Source organism: Novipirellula aureliae (assembly GCF_007860185.1).
GTDB classification, from domain to species: Bacteria; Planctomycetota; Planctomycetia; order Pirellulales; family Pirellulaceae; genus Novipirellula_A; species Novipirellula_A aureliae.
The window spans coordinates 77,881-100,801 of the sequence record NZ_SJPY01000012.1 but is presented as its reverse complement, the minus strand read 5'-3'; the positions used below and the strand labels follow the sequence as shown (position 1 = coordinate 100,801).

Annotated in this window: 13 protein-coding genes; 3 read left to right on the top strand and 10 right to left on the bottom strand. The window is 52.7% G+C overall.

Features of this window, described 5'->3' with window-relative positions:
- Nucleotides 1-33 precede the first annotated feature (33 nt).
- The 8 genes from Q31b_RS26570 to Q31b_RS26535 form a co-directional block, all read right to left on the bottom strand.
- Nucleotides 34-534 (bottom strand): DUF1841 family protein, encoded by a 501-nt coding sequence (locus Q31b_RS26570; protein WP_146602702.1) that lies wholly within the window; start codon nt 532-534, stop codon nt 34-36.
- Between the two features lie 302 nt (nt 535-836).
- Nucleotides 837-6,869 carry a dockerin type I domain-containing protein gene (locus Q31b_RS26565; RefSeq protein WP_146602701.1) on the bottom strand — a complete coding sequence of 2,011 codons (6,033 nt, stop codon included), beginning with the start codon at nt 6,867-6,869 and terminating at the stop codon, nt 837-839.
- 442 nt (nt 6,870-7,311) lie between these two features.
- Nucleotides 7,312-9,774 carry a diguanylate cyclase gene (locus Q31b_RS26560; protein ID WP_146602700.1) on the bottom strand — a complete coding sequence of 821 codons (2,463 nt, stop codon included), beginning with the start codon at nt 9,772-9,774 and terminating at the stop codon, nt 7,312-7,314.
- A 448-nt stretch (nt 9,775-10,222) separates the two neighbouring features.
- Nucleotides 10,223-10,891, bottom strand: a complete 669-nt coding sequence (locus tag Q31b_RS26555; protein ID WP_146602699.1) for an NAD(P)H-hydrate epimerase — start codon at nt 10,889-10,891, stop codon at nt 10,223-10,225.
- Between the two features lie 147 nt (nt 10,892-11,038).
- Nucleotides 11,039-13,018, bottom strand: coding sequence for a fructose-bisphosphatase class III (locus Q31b_RS26550; protein ID WP_146602698.1), 1,980 nt, complete (start codon nt 13,016-13,018; stop codon nt 11,039-11,041).
- 206 nt (nt 13,019-13,224) lie between these two features.
- A complete protein-coding gene (locus tag Q31b_RS26545) occupies nt 13,225-15,603 on the bottom strand; it encodes an ABC transporter permease (protein WP_197172440.1) in 2,379 nt (792 codons plus the stop codon).
- Nucleotides 15,600-16,655, bottom strand: a complete 1,056-nt coding sequence (locus Q31b_RS26540) for an ABC transporter ATP-binding protein (RefSeq protein WP_146602696.1) — start codon at nt 16,653-16,655, stop codon at nt 15,600-15,602. The genes Q31b_RS26545 and Q31b_RS26540 overlap by 4 nt, the downstream gene beginning before the upstream one ends.
- Nucleotides 16,656-16,689: 34 nt before the next feature.
- Nucleotides 16,690-17,133 carry a hypothetical protein gene (locus tag Q31b_RS26535; RefSeq protein WP_146602695.1) on the bottom strand — a complete coding sequence of 148 codons (444 nt, stop codon included), beginning with the start codon at nt 17,131-17,133 and terminating at the stop codon, nt 16,690-16,692.
- A 474-nt stretch (nt 17,134-17,607) separates the two neighbouring features.
- Between Q31b_RS26535 and Q31b_RS26530 the strand changes: the two genes are divergently transcribed.
- Nucleotides 17,608-18,558, top strand: a complete 951-nt coding sequence (locus tag Q31b_RS26530) for a sensor histidine kinase (protein WP_146602694.1) — start codon at nt 17,608-17,610, stop codon at nt 18,556-18,558.
- Nucleotides 18,559-18,808: 250 nt separating this feature from the next.
- Nucleotides 18,809-19,735 (top strand): sigma-70 family RNA polymerase sigma factor, encoded by a 927-nt coding sequence (locus Q31b_RS26525; RefSeq protein ID WP_146602693.1) that lies wholly within the window; start codon nt 18,809-18,811, stop codon nt 19,733-19,735.
- Between the two features lies 1 nt (nt 19,736).
- On the opposite strand, the gene Q31b_RS26520 is transcribed toward Q31b_RS26525, so the two are convergent.
- Together Q31b_RS26520 and Q31b_RS28730 are read right to left on the bottom strand one after the other, a co-directional pair.
- Nucleotides 19,737-20,729: a transglutaminase-like domain-containing protein gene (locus Q31b_RS26520; protein WP_146602692.1), complete on the bottom strand. Its 993-nt coding sequence runs from the start codon at nt 20,727-20,729 to the stop codon at nt 19,737-19,739.
- A 276-nt stretch (nt 20,730-21,005) separates the two neighbouring features.
- The gene (locus Q31b_RS28730) at nt 21,006-21,719 is read right to left on the bottom strand and encodes a hypothetical protein (RefSeq protein WP_197172437.1); all 714 of its coding nucleotides are present in this window, start codon (nt 21,717-21,719) and stop codon (nt 21,006-21,008) included.
- Between the two features lie 167 nt (nt 21,720-21,886).
- On the opposite strand from Q31b_RS28730, the gene Q31b_RS26510 reads away from it, so the two are divergent.
- Nucleotides 21,887-22,918 (top strand): alpha/beta hydrolase, encoded by a 1,032-nt coding sequence (locus Q31b_RS26510; RefSeq protein ID WP_197172433.1) that lies wholly within the window; start codon nt 21,887-21,889, stop codon nt 22,916-22,918.
- Nucleotides 22,919-22,921 lie beyond the last annotated feature (3 nt).

Genomic DNA, 22,921 nt, shown 5'->3' with positions numbered 1-22,921 from the left:
GGCACGATCGACCACCGCCGCGGACCGAATTTGCTACAACAACGTCGCCAAGAATTCTTCGTAATGTTCTTTGATAAGCTCAAAATAGCGTTGATCGTCGAATGCGATTTCCTCCTGAGTCATCTCCCAGATCATCGTGGCCATTGCGGCGGCGAACACGTGACGAATCTCGTGAGGATGCAACTCATCACGCTGTTCCAATTCAGCGGCTCGATCTCGAATTCCTGCTGGCTCATTCATTGACAATTGACGTTCAATCAACGCATGCATTTGCAAGTGCATTTCCGGGCTCCAGACATTTCCACCCGAATCTGTGAATTCCTCCGGCAAAACGGATTGTTGTTGCATTTCAAAGAGATCAGGATGCATCGTCAACGCGACCTCGTACGCCTCGTCTTCTGTTAGTTCACCCTCGGTTCCTGCATCAGCGGCCGGAAATTGTAAATCCGACTCAACGTAGACATCACGTCGGGGAGTCCGTGCCCGTTGTGACGATCCTCGACGACGCAGCCGAGGTTTCTTATTTCTTGCCATGACTCTGCCTCGATTGTGGGGGCCTAAAGGAGGCGAGCGGTCGTTCGCAGGACGCCGTTCGCTCAACGACGATGTATCTTACCGGAAATTCGACGGCTGACTATCGCTCGGAATGATGACGAACATATAGGATAAGTGCGGCTTTCGATAGACATTATTGATTTTGCTCTGTTCCATTTGTAATTTGCAATCCTCTATTTCTCCGGTTGGGGCAGCGGCCGCCGATGGTCAAGTCCAACTATCGCTGCCCTGCGGAAGAGGCTTTCCGAATCGGACCTCGGAGCGGCAATCGACGTTAGGGGCTAGAATAACAACCCGACACCTAAGGGATCATTGGCATCGTCATCGTCGCTCCAATCGTTGGCACTCTCGAACGCTTGATCGACGGAAGCTGCCCAGTGGTTCGACGCATTCGCAACGGATGTCGATTCACTCTCTACCGCCGACCTCATTGGTTCCGCAGCTTCGTTTAACATGTTGATGACCAACAAGGCATCAAGAGCCGATACCTTGCCATCGCCATCCACATCTTCTCGCAGTCGCTCACTTATCGAGAGTTCTGTTTCCGCATTCGCTCCCTTGGTTTCCAGGTCGTTCATCCGATTGATGACGATAACGGCGTCGAGCGGCGTAACAAGCCCGTCACGATTCACATCATAAATGCGCTCGCCTTGAGCCAGGATTGGGTTTGCATTTGAGATTGAAGGCGCTGCGTCGGACAGCGAACTCGGTTCCGTGGTTGCCTCTAGCTCAGACGCAGGAAATTGGATGGGGCCGAAGGGCTCAAGTTGGTCGCTATCCCCCGCAAACGAGATCGAGTCGCCGGGAATGAGTCTTGCACGCAGCCAAGTCAGTACATCCTTTTCCGCTCCTCCATCAGCCAGTACTTCGCAATTTCGAACCAGGTCGAGCCCGATTTGAACGCATACATCGCCTGGATTGAGATTGTCTTGCCCGCCACCATCAAGCAATTCACCATTGGTAATATAATTCTGATCTGATCCATAATCGCGTTCCGAGAACAGGACGTCATTGCCGTTGCGCCCGAACAAATTGTCGACGCCTGGACCACCGGTGAGCGCATCCGCCGCGCTACCCCCTAGCATTGTGTCCATTCCTTCGCCACCGTTGAGGACGCTAATGGCATCGGTTTGATTCGAGATCTGGTCGTTATCGTCCAAGCCGTCGACACGAAGGTATTCCACGCCGTGTATTTCGATAGGTTCGTTCGTTGCATCCCCATTGATAAAACCGACGGTGACGCGATCCGCTTGGTCGGTACCCAATACTTCCAATCGATCGCTGTCACCATTGTCCCCATCAAAACGGATGGCTTGATGACTTTGTTCAATTCCGTACGGGATACTACTTGTGACAGTGAGAATATCATCAGCCGATCCGGAATGGATATTGATGTTTTCGACGAACAAGGAATCGACAACCTCGTTTCCGATCGTTTCACGATTCGCTTGAACGGCATTTGGCACCGTCGTTGCCAAGACGCCTTGCGACGCACCCGTAATCGCATAACGCAAATCAAGCGACGCTGCCGCACTTTGAGCATTGACGTTGATTGTATCCCCAACATCTTGATTGGGCACTTGCGTTTCCGAAGCGATGTCGTCGGGAGTGACAATGACTCCTTCAATATACGTTTGCGTCGCGTTACCGTTTTCACCTCCGTCAATCAACAACTCGCGTGTCTTCGCTTGCGCGTCCTGTCCGCCACTACCGATCGGGTCGTCATTGATTCGGCCTAAAAAGCCGGCCGCATCGGTACCTTTGGCGTTCAAGTTGAACGTGTCATTGTCATCACCACCACTTAGTTCGACGACCGTTTCAAAGAAGACTTCGTTGACGTCAAACATGTCTTCGCCAGCCGCACTTTGAATCGCGATGACAGCCGTGGAGTGGGTCACGATTGGCGCGGAGGCAACGGCACCACCGACAACGATCGTATCCGATCCCGCTCCTGTCGAAGCGTTGATGCCCGACCCGGTGCCGCGATCGAGTAGGGTCAACGCATCGTTTTGATTGCCCAAGTCGATGTCGATCACACTACGAAGGCCGGTCGTTTCAACCGTTAGGTGATCTGCGCCGTTTTCCGTCACGAGCCGAAGAATGCTATCCGTTCCCGTGCGAACGACATGTACGTCATCATCTCCTTCGCTCGTTCTAATCGTTGCTTGACTTTCTGCGGCCGTCGATGCAATGGAAAGAACGTCGTTCCCATTGCCTGTTTCAATGTCGATTGTTTCGGTCGTCAGATAGGAAATCACTCCCGTTGCCGCTGGACCCGTTCGCTGGAACGTGTTGGAAGTCAAGGTATAGGCGTTGTTTCCAGCATCGGAATCGTCGCTGATAAGCATGACATCACCGATCGCCGTGGTCGTTGATACCGACGCATTTTCACTCGGAGATCGGCGGCTCGTGACGGTCTCAGTGACTTCATCGGTCGACTCATGACTTCCACCGATCACATCAATATCGCCCAAAATGCCATCGAGAGTTCCAGCGTCGGCCGGTGCATCCGACGAGATATGAACGATATCGTCACCCGCTCCCGCGTCGGCCGTGATCGGATTGTCGGCATCCGTCGAGCGAATTTCGAATTGATCGTTGCCAAGTCCCGCTTCGATCGCGATCCTGCCGAGCGTGTCGTCATCGTAGAACAACGAATCGGCGTTGATCGTTATCGTCTTGTTTGTTACTCGGATGATGTCATCGTTGTCGGTTCCGAGCAGCGGACAGAGATTGCCGCCCACGTTCACGCCAAAATCGTTGTCGACGATCGAGCCACTCGGACGCAGATAGGCGAGGGCACACAAATCGTTGCCGTGAATGGTGGAGTTCAATACATGCATGGTTCCTTGGTCATTGAAGGCGCCGCCGCCCGACGCAGCGTCTGAATTGGCAATGTTGTTGGTTAGCGTGACGCCATCTAGCGTGAGTGTTCCGATGCTATTGAAGGCACCTCCACCCGCTTGAGCCGCCGCCGTCCCAGACGCGGTGTTGCCATCGATCATGGTTCCGGAGACCATCATCGTGCCGGCACCATTCCACAATCCACCGCCTTCTTCACCCGCTTGATTGTTTGTGAACGTTCCGCCATCGACTTGCGTTACGGCCAAACCACTGGCGTGAAGTCCGCCACCATTGACGCCAGCTAAGTTTCCATCTACCAGATTGCCACCACCGACAATCACGTTGGTCAATGTCAAATTCGCCGCATTGTTTTCGATACCGCCACCAGCTCGTGCCGCCGAATTCGCAGAAACGGTCGCGTCGGTGATGACGACAACACCGCCAATCGTCAACAAGCCCCCACCGTTACCGGCGCCATCGGTCGCCAAGTTACCCGTGATACGAGTCGTTCCGCCGGTGATTGTCAGCATTCCGCCGTTATTGAAGACTCCACCACCGCCGTCATCATTGGTCGTCGGACCGTCGGGATCGAGTGCGGAATTCTCCGTTATGATCGAGCCCGCTTGAATGGTTAGGAGACCGCCATCGTTGAACAGCCCGCCACCGCCCTGAGCCGCGTTAGCCGCGTTGGATCCGGTAGCCGTGTTCAACGTAACGGTAGTACCCGTTAGCGTCATCGTACCGGTAGCACTGTTCCACAATCCACCGCCTTCGTCCCGTGCCGTGTTGTTTCGCACAAGTCCGCCGACGAGGGTCACGGTGGCATTAGAGGAAATGTGCAATCCGCCACCGTTTCCAGGATTGGGGGCGATTGCTGTCGTCCCGAGTCCAGCGACATCGTTGCTGAAAAGATCAACGTTAGTCAGTGTGACGTCGCCTACAACGACTTCGATCCCACCGCCCGCACGATTAGCCGAGCTCGTACCAATGCTCGAATCATCGATCGTGACTGTACCCGCTAAAGAAAAGATGGATCCGCCACTACCCGCGATTCCATCGGCTTGATTTCCAGAAAATGTCGCGTTTTCAATCGTCAGTGTTCCAGCATGATTGAACACACCGCCGCCGCCCTCGTCCCCCGCATTTCCGCTGGCGGTATTCGAGCTGATTGTTGTTCCATCGATCGACATCGTCCCGCTGCCATTCCAGAACGCGCCTCCTTCACTAGCGGCTGTGTTCTCTTCTGCTGAACCATCCACGATAGTCACATTGCCGTTGCCGGTGACATGCAAAGCACCCCCGTTGCCAGGATTTCCAACCGCTGGCAGAACACCGGCGTTATTGCGAAGGAAATCAACATTGCTCAATGTCGTCGTTGTTGCCGATACCACTTCGATACCACCACCGGCACGGTTGGCTCTATTTTCGCTGATCGATGTATCGGCTATCGACAGGGTTCCCGAGCCCAGGTAGATTCCGCCACCACTACCTGAAAAACCATCAGCCCCATTGCTTTGAATCGTTGATGTATCAACGGTCAATGTCTCTACGGTCGCAAAGATACCACCACCATCTCCGGCTGCGGTATTTTCGGCAATGGTTGTTCCATCAAGCGACAACGTGCCTGCAGCCTGATGAATCCCGCCGCCATCAAACCCGCCGGTGGTCACATTTCCGGTGATGCTTGAGTCCGTAATCGTTACATCCCCGGCATCGACGAGCAGCCCCGCACCGGGGCCATCCACCGTGTTATCGTTGATCGTTGTCGTCGTGATCGTTGCGGTTTCCATTTCTCGCAATTCGAGGCCGCGCCCTTGATCGTTTGTTTTGAAAGTCGCGCCGGTGATTGTCAGCGTATCGATTTCGGAACCACCGGACAGAATGGTGGATGCGGTATAGAGAGAATCGAGAGCGGTAACATCGATCGTATCATCGCCCGTTCCCGCATTGACTTGTAGCGTTAACGTGGGGCTTTGAAACAGGACACTTTCGCCAAGGGTCGAGTCAATTTGGTTCAATCCGTCTGCTTTGGCAGCCCCATCGCCGAGCGTGATCGTTTCGGCACCGCCGGTGAAGGTGAACGTCCGAGTGGACGCGGTGATGGTATCGATGACGGGTTCCAAACCATCGTAAAGGATGGTTGGCTCGGTTCCACCGTCATACGCTATCGTGCCGTCGCTGTCATTCGCGAAAACATGCTCGACATGGTCTGCAATTCCACCATACACTTCAAGCGTGTCCGCATTGGTTTGATCGCCACCGTTAAACGTGATCCCGCCATCGGGACGAAACAGCCCTTCGGTGGGATTGGAAATCCGCAGGATGTCATCACCATCGAGCCCTGAGAACGAAAGACGACTTGCAGCAATAAATTCAACGCTTGGTCCTGCTAACCCATTGCTTTCGAGTTGAAAGGAACCTGAGTCCTCCGAAGTCGCCGTAATGGCTAAAACGTCATCGAATTGCGTACCAGTAAGTTCGATGTTTGGTGACGAAATCATCACCGTACCGCTCGTCCGGATTGTTCCCTCCGTAAACTGGATGTTGCCAGCGGTGAGAACGACATTGCCGCTACCAACGTCTGCTACGGGAGACTCAATCGTGATCGCATCGTCGGGGCCGGCATGGATACTCAAGTCAGCATCGAAATCGCTTCCGACAGCGCCGAGAATGATTCGATCCCCACCCTCTTCGTCTTCGGCTTGGGGATTGATTGTTAGTGATCCGCTCGGATTGTTGAAGGTTGTCGTTTCACCACCGACATCGGAATCAACGTTCGTTTGCCCTACTCCCGCGGCTGAAACCGTAATTGTTTCCTCTGCGGCACCATAGTTCAAGACAATATTGACGGCGTCGATCGTCGACGTGATCGGTTCTAAACCGGTATAACTGATGAATTGCCCGTCGATTTCGATGTTGCCATCATTCTCGGTATCATAGGAAAATGTCACATCGGTCGCCGTCCCGCCAACCAGTATCAACTCATCATCATCATCGCCACCAAGAAACGCTAGCGGGACAGCCAAATTGCCGCCGGTCTGATCAATTCGTAGCGTGTCATTTCCACCGAGCGTGTTGAATTCAATACCGGTGATACCCGTGTCTGGGATGGTCACTCTATCGGTTCCATCACCTGTTGCTCCAGCGATGCTGGTCTTGATCTCCGCACCATTGTTGTCGGTGATCGTGTACACACCCCCTGCGTAGCTGATCAAAAAGTCATCATCGCTGGCATCACCGGTGTCGCTGACTTGAAGCAGTCCTGCGACGATCGCGATGTTAGTCGTATCGGTAACCTGTGGCGCGGCGGGCAAGGGAAGTGCACCCACAGCCAACAGTCGGCGATCTTCGAGCTGTTCCAATCGCGCACGAAAACTTCGACGTTTTGACGATTTCTGCTCCTCGATTTTTGCAGAGCCAAAGAAGGATTGGCGAATGGATCGGAATTTTCGGCGACTAGGAAAGGCCATCGCTGCAGTCCTCGGCAAAATGCAAAAACAATCTAGGGTGTTTAGGGGGTCTTTTACAATAATCGAGCGGGGGGCGTTAACCTAGTACTGGTTTACGAAAAAAAGCCGATGCTCCCGATTGTATCGGTCGTAGTGGATGCGTTCTTAGGCCGGATAGGCTATGAAATTTTAGTAGCGAAAGTCGTCAAGGTTTTGAGTCGGTACGTAGACCTTCGTAAAAAACGATCGAGGATTTTGTTGCGAAACTCAGGAGGTTTTTAGACGCGTCCCTGAGAATTCACTGACTTTAGAAAAGACGCGTGTTAGCCGACCCATCCGTCTTTGATTTGCGACGACGCCACGAGCCAATTTGTTGGTCGGTTCACTCGCGTACCACAAAGATATGTTTCGAGCGGAGACTCTTTAGGCGGGAAAGAAGGCTAACGACGAATCGACGGTTCGACTAAGTCTCGGCCGTTAGTTGACTTTTTAGTTCTAGAGATTCTCGCAAAAACTCGGTTTGAGCATTGCGAGCAATGTCGAGTAGTGTGTGGATATCGATTAGCAACCTTTCGTCCTCTTCTGTGTTCATGTCAATTTGCCGAGCGGCGAACGCGATTGAATCAACGCCAATCTGATCCGCCGTGGTGGCTAGCGAATCGACGTAAAGTTTCAATTCGCCGAGGTCCTGTTTCGTGATCGCCATGGTTAATCGTTCAACATCCATGCCGATTTGAATCGCCGCTTGTTTTCCGATCGAAAACGCCCCCGCCGCGAGCGTCGGCACGCGATTTTCCATTGCATCGATGAAATGGGCGACGACGGCGGCATCGTACTTGTTCCCTGTATCACGGCGGAGATATGCCATTGCTTCGGCGTGTGATTTGTCTCGAAGACTGCCCGTACCTGAAACCATCGAGTCGTAGTTGTCGGCAATGACCAAAAGTTTTGCGGACCAACGTATCCGTTCGTCAAGATGAGGATCCTTCGCCAATTCGGCGTCTGCCTCCATTCCCCTGCGTTGATATTGATAATAGGCTCTGATCAAGGCCGTCAATTCTTTGCAATTGAATGCACCGGCGATAATCTCAAGTCCGTTGTGATTGTGCCGGTCAAGGATTTGCAAATCGCTCGCAGACCATTTATCTGATTTTAGTAGAAGAGAGTCAGGCACGCCGATTTTACCGATTTCATGTAGTAGAGCTGCAACTTCAATCAAATACGTATGTGCAGGATCGAGAATCTGATCAGCCACACGGGAACAAAGGTCGGCGACACGGCGACCATGTTCGGCGGTTTTAGCGTCACGGTAAGACAACGCCGACATCAGCCCGGTGACCGCTTGATAAGAAACGTTTAGCTGTTTCGCTTTCACTCGCTCTAACGGTTTGGCGGCTTCTTCAGATTCCTGTTGCATCGTATTGTTGTAACAGATGACCCGGTTACGCCCTTCGCGTTTGGCCACGTACAGGCAGCAATCCGCTTGGTTGATTAGTTCCTGCGTATCGGATGGATTGAAGCGTAATTCGGATACCCCCAAGCTGGCCGTTAATGTCAGCTCCGCAGGATCATCAAATACGATTTGGCTTATAGCTTCACGCGTTTGCTCTGCTTCGTTAATCGCTTCCCGCAAACTTAGATTCGGTAGCACAACACAGAACTCTTCGCCACCATAGCGGCAAACCAACCCATGATGTTGATGTCGTTTGCGGATTAGCGCCGAGACGCGGCGCAAGACTTCATCCCCGATATGGTGACCGTAAGTATCATTGACATTTTTAAAATGGTCGTTGTCGATCATGATGCAAGAAAGGGTCGTCTTGTTCGCTTTTGCATCCGCCCACAACGTTTCAAAACGCTCGAAGAACGCTCGACGATTGAGGCAACCGGTTAACGCGTCTTGGGTTGCCAAGATTTCGAGTTCCCCATTCTTCTTTTCAATTTCATCCCGACTATTTCGGAGTAGCCCGAGCATCTTCTCCAATTCTTCACGGTGTTCTTCAACGTGGGTTACATCACGAAAGGTTGCCAAGGCACCACGTGATTTCTCATCGCCACCAAGCGGTGCAGCGTTGACTGAAAAGATGCGGTTGCGTCCATCCGGCAATCGATAATGCAAAATACAATCGCTTTGCAATTCACCTCCGGCAATTGCACCGACCCAGGGATAAACAGGGTCGGTCCTATCCGTCGATGGGAAAGACCATGCCAAATCGGCTGCGGTTTTGAAGGTTAACTCTTCATTGTCCATTCCAACCGTGGTTGCAAAGGCGCGGTTTGCCAAAATGATTCTTCCCTCTTCATCGAGAACCAACAAACCTTCGGCTAGTGTGTCGAGCGCTTGGCGGACACGATCAGGAACAACCTGCGTCCGACTGAAAACGCCCATAATACGAGCAACAAACAGCGTATAGGATCCAAGTCCGGCCAGTGCAAAAAATGCAACCAACCGATAGACCGAGTTCTCTGAAAGTGGTGAGAAGGCGGAGGTTGCCGATTGGCGGAAGCAAAACTCGACATCCCCCCAAGGACGTCGGTTGAGCGTTATTGGAACGCGGATCGCCAATACCCGCGTTGCTTCATCGTCACTCTTTGGCCACATTTCAGCATGGTGCCCGGTGTCTAAACGCAGCGTGCCCATGTCGCTACGCAATCCGATCGACAACAATTGGTCATTCCGCTCGACTTGAGTGCGCATCATTGTTTTCAGGTCGACCCATTGCTTGTGACGCAAATGTCCCGAAGCATTGATGGCGATCGATTCACAAAGTGCCTGCCGCCCTTTTGCTTCGACCAATTCCGCATTGGGCACAAAACCAAGCCATTGCCCACCCAATATTAAGCTAACGCCAACGCAAACCAATGCGACGGCTAAGCGAAACGATGCGATGAACTCTTGGATCAAGACAACTAACAGTACGTTCAATGGTGCATTGTGTGGGTATCTCTACTACGGATAGAGACTACGCTGAAGTGTTGTTTACCACTAAGCGAACGTAAACAGATTCAATTGGATAAAATGCGAGCGTGCGGAAACCTGACCGCTATTCTCTGGTTAATCCGGTCGCATCGATTGAATCGACATTGCTCGCACAACCGCGTCCCCAGTGGGCCGCGCCGTTTCTAAGAGAACGAGTCGTTAAGTCGTGCTAGATCCAAATCTTATGAGCTTGCTCGATGTCGACAGGGAGGCTCTTTCGCGGCGATCAAAACGCAGTCTCCGCAATCGCCGTATCATTCCATCGCTGCAGGATCGAGCCGCCCTACCAGTTGTCTTGATCGATGGTCGATTGCGGAATTTACTGTTTTTGACGCCCTAAGCCGTTTCCGAAACAATGCATCCCACAGCGTCCATGTTCATTTCTGACATTGCACTACGGAAGAACTTCCAAGAGCAATTTTTGAGGTACACCGATGGGGATCACTTCGACATTGCCGATAAAGGGTTTCGCGGTTTCGTTTCCAAAACCAATCTTTTCGGCGACGAAGGTTAAGGTAAGGTTGGCGCGAAAGGTGGGATCGGACGGCTCGCCAGTGTCGGCATCTAGGCCGCTCGGCACGTCGATCGCAACACGAATGGCATCAACATCGTTGGCCGCTCGAATCGCTTCGCCGAAAAAACCTCGCGGCGCTCCCTTGGCGCCCGTCCCCAGGACACAATCCACGAGTACTGCTGCGTCAGCGATCTGCCGAGTAAGTGTCTCAAGGTCGCGTGCGACACGGATCGGTAAGTGAGACTTGATTGCGATGTTGGCATTCACAGCAGCGTCAGCGGATAGCGATTCGATGTCGACAATCGAGACGACGCGAACGAGGTGGCCAAGCAACTCCAGATGTCTGGCGATGACATAACCGTCGCCCGCATTGTTGCCCTTCCCGCAAAGAATCGCAATCGGCTTATCCGCCGAAGTGATTCGGTGAATCACTTCGGCAGCACCGCGGCCCGCATTTTCCATCAAGACGAGGCCGCTCATCCCATAATCCTCGATAGCTCGGCGATCAACCGCACGCACTTGGTCCGACGTCAAACGGGTTCGATTCATTGAGTGTCTCCTCGGAATGTGATAGAGTGGTTTTAGCCGTCTTGTCTAGGCCCCGACAAGGGCTCCAGGAATGGGCTCCAGGAATGGGCTCCAGGAATGGGCTCCAGGAATGGGCGGGCGATGGTAGCATCGAGGTCGCAGTGGTGTTTATCGATGGTACGGCTTGGATACATTTGCCGAGCGTTCATGAAGCCGATTGGTTAGATAAGCATCAATTAATCGCTCAAGCATTTCAATCTGGTATCGGATCCGCTGGCCTCGCTCGGTATCACGCGTTCGCCGAAGTTGGTTGAAGATGCGAATCTCCTGCACTTTCGGGACGATGTCGATTCCATCTCGAATCGCTGCATCAACCGACTCAAAATGATGATGTTCGGCTAAGACGATTCGACTGGGTTCGAGGACGAGCGTGTATCCATAATCACCGTACGCTTCCGAAAAGGCACCGTCAATCGTAATCGCTTTACCGCTACGTTTTAGCGGCGATTCACCTGCCTCCACTTTCACAGGCACGTGGCCATTCACGATTAAGCCATCGCTGGATTCCACCGCGAACTCCTCCAGCACGCGATCGCAAAACTCGACGGTATGAATGAGTGAAAAGTATGGGTCTTTTGTTTCGCGATGGGGTGTCTTGTCTTCGATGAAATCACGCTCGAAAGTCGCAATTCGGTCTTTGCCAAAAAGCGGTGAACGAGGCCCACTCCAGAGGTACCAGAGGAAATCGAGATCATCTTCTTCCGATCGCTCGACCGCTCGGCGAACCACCGTTTCAATTCCTTCAAATAATTCGCGACCCGCAATTGGTTTTCCATCAACGGTTAGCGGCAAAAAGTTGCCGTTGGCATCGACTGGCACACAGCCGTGGAAAATCAAACATTCGTCACGCCGCAGGTACATGGATCCGTGGCCGACCATAAAACGCATTTGCTCTTGTAGCTTTTGACTACTCAAAAACGAGTGTTTCAAACGAGCGAGACATGCGGATTCCTCCTCTGTCAGTTCATACGGATTCTCTGGATCAACCGTCGGAAATCGTTTGTCGCGAAGATCAAAAATTTGTCCATCGATTTCGATCGTTCCGTGTTGATGGTTGATTCGGTGAAGCAGACGGCGATGATCAAGGTCCCATTGCGGGTTTCGCTCGATCAATTGTCCCTCCAACTTGAACTGCATCACCGCAGCGGCTTTTTGCATTCGTGCAACGACTTCGACGGGTCTCATGCCACTCCGCTTTGGCATAAAGAATTCCGCCGGATCGTCCGCGTAAACGGTACGTGCGAGATGTTCGAGCGGCGTGAGCGGAACACTATAGCCTTCATCCAATTGACCCAAGCGTCGATAACGCAGCGACACTCGTAGCACGGTGCAGATCAAGGCCTCATTTCCAAGGGAAGCCCCTAGCCAGAGCATATCATGGTTGCCCCAAATAAAGGCAACGTTGGGTTGCAGACGAAGATAGTCGACGACGAGATCACCTCTCGGCCCACGGTCCCAACAATCTCCGCCGATAATCAATTCGTCGACGGCCAGATTTCGAATGGTACGTCCCAACAAATGGATGAGGTGCAAAGCACGACCGCGATGCACGAGTTCGTCCAACATCGCGTCAATAAACTCGGGGCCCCGCTCGATCGACGGTGCATGCAGCATTTCCAATAACAGCTCGCTGTACTCGACGGGAAACAACTTGGTTGCTAACTGCAAGCTAAAGTTTGAGACCAGGTCGCGAAGCAGTTCTAGCTGCGGTTGTAGCATTCGGTATGCGTACGCTCTGACCTCCTCAGGTTGCCTCAGTGTTTGTTGCAAACGTCGGGTCACTTCGGCAGGATAGAATGTCAACGTCAAGAATTCGGACATCTCATCGTCGGTCATTCTGTCCGCAAACATCTCTTCGACCAGTGGCCGTAAAGTGCCCGAGGCGTTGTTAATCACATGCTGTAGCTTCTTGTCCTCTCCGTGAATGTCACTGATCACGTGGACAGCACTTCGTGGTAAGGTTTGTACCGCAGCCAGTCGCGCGAGCTCCGCTATTGCAGCGTCGACGTTGGGAAAGTCCTGGGACAATAGCTCCAATATGCTTAGGTCTGCTTCAGGACGCTTGAAGGACAGCGAGGGATTCAACATGGTTGCAGCGTTAAACTCAGAGTCATGGTAAGTGGAACGAACATTCCTCGATCGCTCGGAATCATTCGACCCAGTCTAGCAGATTGGAACATGGTTGGGTCCCCTGTGATGCGAGTGCAAAGGTTTGTTGATCGTGGCCCACGTGGATTGCGGAAGCATCACCACCGAGTGCCTGCTCTTGACACTCAACCCGGATTATTCAGGGGCTAGAAGTCGCTGCGAGCAAAGTAGAGGCAGCTTAGCGTTAGCATAACAACGATAAAAATGGCACAGCTCAAAAGCGGCCCGAACACTCGATAGCGAATCGTTTCGATGGGGCCCGTCGTTTCGCTGGACATCTGAATGGCCGTCTCACCGCTTATGATTCTGGCGACCATCCCCCCAAGTTCGCCGGTTTGCGGCGTCAGCGTTCGTAGCGGTGTCATCAACCAACGATCGACGTTTCGCCATGTCGAGAGCATGGGGCGAATCGTACGGCGGCTACTAAAATCATGGGGATCGAGCAGAGCAATTCGATCGATTGAATGAGCGACAATGAATTGGTCTGTCGCCTGGTCGTACGAGATTGCCTCGACGTCTTCGATCCAAATCGGCTCCGTCAAATGCAGAACTTTTTCCGGAGTATCCAGTATTCGGATTCGTTGATCACTGGTCAAAATGGCAAAACGACCTTCGTCGCCAAGGGAGACCACCATCGTCGCTGTCAGTTGATTGGGAAGTGCAAACGAAGCGATTCGCTTCGAGGAACCCTTCGCAAACAACTGGAGTTCGGGTTGGTCGGTTGCTAACAGCATGAATGGTCCGCTGATGGCGACGTTGGCGAAACGCGGCACATCGCCATCGATCGTTTCCTTCCGAGTCACCTCCCATGCTTCCTGTTCTGATTTTTCGATGCAAACCAACTCGTTGCCGCTGAACAAGGCCAACGTTTTTCCGCTTTGGTCAACTGCTAGGCTTCGGGGCGGCAAGAATGACATGTCAGAGGGCAAAATGTTCTCGAAACCATCCGTTGGCACTCCCATCATGCTGGCCAACTTCGCCATCCAATTGGGCTGAGGAGCCGATGTCGGCTCGCTCATGGCCGCCTCGTTTGTCTCGTTACTCTTTTCCAATTCGATTGCATCGAGCAAACCTTGTTGACTCGTCACAAAGACACCATTGGTATTCACGGCAAGCAATTCGTCGCCGGCAATCAGCAGTTCGGTTGTGGCGGTTGGCAATCGCAGACTTGGTTGCGGACGCCAATTGGTTGAATCATTGAGTAGTAGTAGATCGAACGCGCCCATTCCGAACACGCTCATTCGCCCGCCCGGAACGTGCGCGGTCGCGATCGAGCCATCGATGAGTGTTACAGGCGGAACCATTCGATCGGCACCGATCGCCTCCGATTCGTAAATCTCGTCCCAATGCAACGTGTTGTTGTCAAATCGTAGCAACCCGCCGCCTCGTGTCGCAGCGAGTATCTGTGGATTGCTTTTCCCTGCCTCGATAGTTGTAGGATCACCCGAGATCGCGACGGCTTTGATCGTATCAGGACGCTTCACGAAAGCATCAAAAAGTCCGCCAAAAACTCCGACGACGATACAGAACGCACCAAACATGCATGTCACGCCGATTGCCAAAATTGGTGATCGCCATCTTAGTCCCGCCAATACCGACACACTGTAGAAAACGGCAAAGACGAAAACGGAAACGGGAATACAAAGCAGGATCCGCGCATTCCAAACATCCAAACGGAATCCGGCCACCAAATAGAGGCCGACAACCAACTGGACAACGCATAGAAACATAAAGGCACAGCCACCAACATACTTGCTAAGCAGCAGCATCGAACGCGACACAGGTTTACTTAGTAACAGGTGAAGCGATCCAGGTTGTAGCATGTCAGGTATGATCGATGCGGTGACCAGAATGCCGAGAAACACCAGAATGTATCCGAGCAGCCACTGAATAATGGTTGGAATCACAAATTGATTCAAGACGATCAGGAATTGAGCTTTGTCGATCGCTAGGCGAGCGGGAAAGTCAACGCCAAAATAGGTCAATAGAATCGAGCGAGCAGAACGTACGCGGAACACTCCGGGGAGTGCTGCTTCAATCCGCAGCCTCGTACGCCGCTCACGAAGGGATTCGGAAAGATCCGTTGACGCCATCGAATCAAGGCGGCGGAGTTCACGCAACCGGACGGTCGACGACCACGCTTCGGCGTCGTACCAGGAATCGTCTGCGAACAATTTGTTTAGTCCGTCCGACAGCGTGCTAAACCAAATCCGAACGTCTTCACCTTGCCCAACTTGTTCGAGCGAACGCTTCAAATCATTCGGCAATGCAGCCGCAATCCGGCCCACGGGTGCCTCTGCTTGTTCGGGATCGACAAGTCCTTGAGCTAGCATCGCTTTCAAACGCGACGCGTTCTCCAGATCGTGGTCGATAAAACGAGTATTGTAATCTTCGCGGTAACCGATCGGCGACAAGGCCCCTATCAAAATCCAAATCGCTACAAAAGCAATCCACAATACGCGTGAAGACAAGGCGGCACGAAACGAGTCCGCTATGACTGCAACATAGGGTAGCCATCGTCTCACGGAAGCACCTCTTGGGCAGCATGGGAAGGTGTTTCGGCATTGGATGACTCGCCCAAGCGGACGGCTTTCATGAAGGTTTCTTCCAATGTTTGACGACGGACGACTAGCCGCCGTAGCGATAAGCCCGCGCTGCGAATTCGATCGACTGCCGAATCGACCTCTGATTGTGAAGAGAGCGGCAAGTGGAATTCGATCGCGATGATTTCACCGCCGCCATTCTCCGGTTGGGATGGTTCCGCCACCACCGCGGCGGGGAATAGCTCGCCAAGTTTGGCCCGCAGAATATCGATAGAAACCATTGGCAACGCGACTTGAAATTGGACCTCTTCAATACGATCCGATTGAGTCAGTTCATCAATCCGGCCAACCGCACAGATTTTGCCCTTGGCCATGATCGCCACTCGAGAACAGATCAATTCCACTTCCTGCAGGATATGGCTGTTGAGAAAAATCGTTTTACCCGATTCACGCAGTCGATCGATGACCATCCGCACTTCATTGCGGCCAACGGGATCGAGTCCATCGGTCGGCTCGTCAAGCACCAACAGGTCGGGATCGTGCATGAGAGCCTGGGCCAAACCCAAACGCTGATACATTCCTTTACTGAATTGGCGAACCGATTCGCGATCACGGTCACGAAGCCCGACCAATTCGAGTAACTCATCACTGCGGCGAAGAATGTCGGCTCTCGACATGCGGCTCATGCGGCCATAGTAGCGAAGAGCGGTTCGGGCGGAATGGTGTCGGTCGACGCGCAGAGATTCAGGTAGGTAGCCCACACGCATTCGAGCAGCGGAACTCCCTGCAGGTTGTCCAAATAGCGAGGCAGAGCCAGTCGTGCTTCGAACGACGCCTAACAGAATTTTGATCAGCGTCGTTTTTCCAGCACCATTTGGACCGAGAAGTCCAAAAACCTCGCCCCGATCAGCATGTAGCGAAACGCCCCGTAGCGCTTCGACGACCGTACGGCCTCGCAGCGACCGGGCGTGGTAGGCTTTCGTTAAATTCCGTACGTCGACCACACTTTGTCGTTGTGGGTCTCGTTTTTGCATGAGGTCGGCCTTGCCGAGTTCCGCTACGAATTAACTAGACAATGTCTCTCGAAACCAGATACAGCAGCCAAAGGATAGCGACGAACAAAAGTCCGAAGGCCAAGATTCGGTGCGCAGGTTGCCGCCACGAAGGTGGGTGAAATTCCTTTTCGTACAAATGGCGAAATCGCTCACGTTGATGCTCCGAATCAAAGACGCCGTCATCGACCAATTCGTACAACCCAAATTGAATCGAGTACTCGACAACGCCGAAAATGCTGTGGGATCGCTGTTCGCCGTCAACCGCAATTCCTTCGAAGTACCATAATTGATTGCCGAATGTAGACTCGGTCTCTACCCGTTCATCAACGCAGCGCATTTGCAGTACTTCGCTTTGTTCGGGGCAGAACCGGGCGCGGGTCATCGCGCGTTCGCAATCGAGACGCACTTGGCGAATCGTTCGCTCGGAAAACTGCTTTGTCCTGGTTTCTGCGCCCATTGGCTACTACTCCACTTGCCGCCAAGGAAATAAATTGACAGTGTGTCGAAAAGTATTATTGCTGGTTCGTCAAATAAAGTCACCGGGAGAAAAGCAAAATATTTGGCTTTGAGGTAGGAATTCTAACGATTTTGTCGTTTTAAGTGGCTTTGTTTTCCTAAACTACTTGTTCTGGTTCTCAGACTCCCGCCTGCGACTGGTTTCTCGTGCTGCGTCCAGATTAAAAATGAGGGTTGTCGTAGGGGACGAGGCGACGAGTCCCTTACGGCACAGCGGTTCAAAAGGCTCCAAAAGGGTCCAAAAGGACTCGCCACCTCGTCCACTACCTTAAAAACGAGACCTTGACGCAGCACTAGGCAAAACACTCCAGCGCAGTGCGTCTCTAGGCAGGAGCCTAGGCGCGAGTTTTATTCGCAGTTCATCGACGCGGCCCGCTGGGTACGCGGTAAAAATATTTATCAAAAGGCCACCGAGATGTTTGAACGCCGATCCTTGACCGCTCCAATCACCCTTGGGGTCGTCATGATTCTGCTTGTCGTCATTTTGACGATCGTATGGGTCGTGGGAAACTGGTTGAGCGTGCAGGGTGAACGGGCGTCCCCTTCGGTCTTTATGACCATTTTGGCAACCGGCTCCGTGATTCTCGCTGCAATGTTGGCAGGCGTGATTGCCTACCTGACGCTAACGGTCAAGGCGTTTAATCTGAATCGGCGCCAATCCAATTTTATTGATGCGGTTACCCACGAGCTAAAAAGCCCGATAGCGTCGCTAAAACTCTACTTGCAAACGCTTGGCCGCTTGACCGTTGATGAGCAGCAACAGAAGGATTTTCATCGTTTCATGCTCGAAGACGTCGAGAGGCTCGATTCGCTGATCAACCATTTGCTCGATGCCGCTCGGATCGAACGCAATCACCAAGCCGAAGAAAAAGAGCTCATTGAACTTGATAACCTGTTGGGAGAATGTAGCCGATCGGCGTGTTTACGGCACGGAGTCGCTGAGGAAACGGTGACACTCGATTGCCCAGCTGGCCTGAAGATGAACAGTCAAGGGGTGCAGATGGAGATTTTGTTTCGCAACCTAATCGACAATGCGATTAAGTATGGAGGTACGCCACCGGAAGTGATGGTGAAGGTGAACACTTTGGAAAAAGATCAGGTTGTCATTTCGGTTATCGATAATGGCAATGGTATTCCGGCGAACCAGAAACGGAAGGTTTTCGGACGATTTGTTCGCTTGGGGAACGAGTTGGAACGAAGTCGAACCGGAACGGGACTCGGCTTGTATCTCGTCCGAAATGTCACTCGAGCGCTCGGAGGCAGTGTGCGGGTGCTCGATCGTGCCGAACAACCGGGGACTGAATTCAGCGTCACCCTTGGCGGTGTTGAGAGTTCATCGAGTCGCGAGCCGTCATCTCATCAATAGCGTGATCACTACAACCGGATCAACCCGCTTCTTTTCACACACCTTGGATATCCGGCAGGCAGCTAGACGATGCTAGCATTATACCCTGATCCCAATCCTTGCCGAGTGTTCGGCTCACTGGCGTTCCCCCTCCCATCCTTGCTGGCTTTCCGCAGTCCGCCTCCAATCGGCTGCACCTCCAACCGAGAGCCAAGTAGGACCGAAGGTCTGTGAGTCCGAACAATCCGGCGGTTCGCGTGCCGAGATATCCATGTCTAAATCCGATCTTTTGTCCATAGAAAATGACACCGAAACGAGCCTTGAACTTGCCGAGTCCCGTGTGCGTACCGGTCGCCGGACGACTCGAGGCAACGCGGCTCAGTCCCCGTTAGAAACCTACCTTCGTGAGATCAACGAAACGGCGTTATTGTCCGCTGATGATGAGCTTGAGTTAGCCGAGCGTATTGCGCAAGGCGATGCATTGGCACGGGACCGCATGGTCCGCGCAAACTTGCGGTTAGTTGTCAACATTTCACGCGGTTACACCGGGAAAGGTCTTGGTTTGCAAGACTTGATCGAAGAGGGAAACCTCGGGTTGCTACGGGCGGTTGAGGGTTTTGATCCCAGCGTTGGGACACGTTTTAGTACCTACGCCAGCTATTGGATCAAGCAATCGATTAAGCGTGCGTTAATCAACAGTGCAAAAACGATTCGCATTCCGGCATACATGGTCGAACTGTTAAGCAAGTGGCGTCGGGCGACCGCTCGGCTCAATGAAGAGCTTGGCCGCACCCCTTCCAACGAGGAGATTGCACGGCTTTTGGGGCTGCCGAAAAAGAAGCTACCGATTATTCGAAAAGCCATTCGGATTAGCAATAGCACTCCTCAAAGTGATCAAACCGAAGCGGGGTGGTCGTTGAGTGATATGGTGCAAGACGAGCGTTTGAAAGCTCCGGATGAGGAGATGCTCGATCACGATATTTTGCGGCATGCGATGGAGCTTGTAGGGCATCTTGAAGATCGCGAAGCGACGGTGCTAAAACTACGTTTTGGACTTGGTGGCTGCGAGCCAAAGACACTCAAAGAGATAGGTGCGGAACTCAATTTGACTCGCGAACGTGTTCGTCAAATCGAGACCGAAGCCCTTCGCCGGCTTGCGGATGGATTGACCGATCCCCACGAGCGCATGTTTGGTTGAGCTACTCCATTTGTTCTCGAATGAATACCGGATTTGGATTCCCCTTTCCCGCTTTGTTGCATCGAAAGAACTCGGAAACATAACGGACACGTGCTCGTTTCTCGGGTACCTTAAAGCTATCACCTTTTTGTAGGACGGGACGATACTCGTCCATCTTTCCGAATTGTCGCGTTCCAGCTGCTTGGCAGGGGAACCAATATCCATTGCCTTCGCCGTCTTCGAGATAGAACTCGGGATAAGCGTGGTCGGGAATCCAAACCATACGAGCTGGGATTTTCGCGTTCCGGCATAAGGCCACGAACAAGCTGGTCATCTCCTCGCAGTCGCCCTTACCTTCTCGAAGAGCGTCGGACGCATTTTTGATCGGGCCTTCGACGTATTGGACTTTTTCGCGAACAAAATCGTAGATCTGTTCGACACGTTGCCAATCATTCTCGGCTTCCATCTTTGCTAATTCGCGCGAAGCGGCTCGAATGGACGAATGTCCCGAATCAATGTACGGACTGGTCCCCAAATACATTCGCATTTCGCGGTCGGGTCGCATCGGAATCACCAAGTCGTCGGTTCGATTTGGAGCCAAGATCCGCGAACGTTCCACTTGAAAGGTCAGGATAAGTGATGCGGATGCTCCGGCAGGCACTCGCCGCATTTGCAAGACAATCTGCTTTGCCCCTCCCGCCAAGTCTTTCGCTTGCCATGCCGTGACCAGAGGGTCAACGACTTGGTTTGTCAGGGTCACCTTTTGTTCAGGCCAATCAACGGGTATCGGAAAGGTTGCAAACACATCGGTGCACGTCACCGGCGGTTCGAGCAGCAAACCGATTCGCCAATTCTGGATTTGCGGCGACGCGTATTCAATGCGAGCGGCGGATGTCTCCGTTTCCGGTTCGGTTCCCAATGGCGATCCGCTATTTTGAGCCAATGCAAAGGATGGTGCGAGCGAGGCTCCAAATCCGAACAGGGAAGTGGCGATAAATTGTCGACGATGGCACATGGGCTGACTTATGGTTCGGTGTTAATAATCGATTCAAAGTAGAAAACCGAAACGACCGAAGTGACGCATCGGCATACGCCTTCGCTCCACTTCGGTCGCTACTCACAATTCAATTTTTCACAATTCAATTATAGTTACTTTAAGCGGCTTCGCTGTATCGCTGCGTTAGAACTTGGCTTGCGATGACTTGGCGGCAGCCGAGGCCTCCGGGCTGGGGATTGTCGTGGTCCCAGGCTGGGAAGCCTAGGCTACGGTATTTCGGCGGCATTGCCTTGATCATTGCGGCAGCAATTGGGCACCGGGAGGCAGTGGATCGGTATTCAAAATTCGGTCCCCTCGTGCGTCAAAATCATCCTGCATCGAAGTGGACCCCCCATAGGTGGTTCCGCCTTGATATACTTGTCCTCCGATCACTTCGCTGCCAATGATTTGTCCGTCATAAGGAACGATTCCCTCGTGAATGACGTTGCCCGACATATATGGATCGTGGATTCCCGACCCGCAATTGCCGCAATCACAACCGCTCATTCCCGAATAGTATCCGCCACAATCAACGTGGCATCCGCTATAACAGCTACCACACGAATCGACGCAGGGTGGGCAACAATCGGCCATCGCAGGTCCGTAGACCTGGCCAGTCGGCGCGGCGGTCATCGGAGTTCGGTTTGGAAGGAGGCGATTGAACAAACCACAACGGGGTTGCGGAGTGATCGGGACCAAAGATTGCGGTGCGTACTGAGGCGCCGGTGCGTACTGGGGTGCCGGTGCGTACTGAGGTGCTGCCACGACCGGGCCGTAAGGGGCAGCAGGCGTTTGCGTCGGAGGGGATGCGACGGCGGGCGGTTGAGTGAGAAGCGGATTGTAGGTGTTTGCACAACTGCCACATCGGGCACCGCGTCCAAACCAAAACTGTTTGAGACTGGCACCGCAGCCCGTGCTTAGGACCATTAATGTAGCAGACGCCACAAACGACAAAATGCGAGTATTCATTTTTTTTCCATTGACATGCATAGTGAGCTTATTCGGAGTTCTCCAGCGGGGAACTATCTAAAACTAGGTCGCAAACAATGATGTGCAAACGCATCATCGTTTTTTTTCTGCAACAATTCCGATGTGGTCATTACGATTCGCATTCGTTTTCTCTTTTTATCCCTCCAATGTCACAAGCAACCTTTATGATCCGAAGTTATTGTTTCATTGCCATTGCCGTTGCTGCCTTCACGTTGGGCTCCGGCTTTGTTGCTAGCGCGGAAAGAACGCAGATAACAGTAGAGCAAGATGTCATTTCGCAGCCGTTCAATGCGCATCCGGTATGTGGCGATCGATTGTGGTTGATTAACACTCGGTCAATGACAACGTGCACCTACTATGCGAATTTGGAGCAACCGAATTTCAAAGTGAGTCGTTTAGAAAACAACGGCAGGACATCGCCATCATCGACCCATGAATACCTGAGCGAGATTGGTCATGATCGACCGGTGGTTGTCTACGTTCATGGCTACCGTTTCAATCAATGCGACGCATTACGTCGTGGATTATTGATCCATCGTGAAATCGCTGCTCGGAACTGTGGCTCTCCGGTCGATTGGGTCATCTTTAGTTGGCCGAGCGAGCAAGATGGATTTATCACTCATGATGTGAGGGAGAAGGCGAAGTATTCCGACACGCAAGCTCTTTACCTTGCTTGGTTGCTTCGCGAGCAATTAAACCGATCGATCAAGACAAAACTGATTGGCTATAGTTTGGGGGGGCGAGTCGTTACCGGATCATTGCACGCTTTAGCAGGAGGGATGATTGGCGGACGAAATTTGCCGGGTGAATTGATCAAGCACGCCGATATTGATGTCGGATTGGTCGCGCCTGCGATCGGGCAAAATTGGTTATCGATGGGCGGATATCACGGTTTGGCACCGTCGAACATCGATTCGTTTTTATTGCTCTACAATCAACGCGACGCCGTTCTAAAACGCTATTGGCTACTTTCGAAAGTTCGCGGTGCGGTCGCGTTGGGGTTCGGACGGTTGCCATCTTTGACGCCACGTGGTGACGGCAGCGAGGTCGACCTGAGAGCACGAGATTGCTCGCGGTGGATAGGGATCGCCCACGATGAAGTCGACTATTACCAGCGCCGCTGTAACGCTGGCAACGACATGGCTAGGATGATCTCGGATACGACAACCCAAAATTGAAAC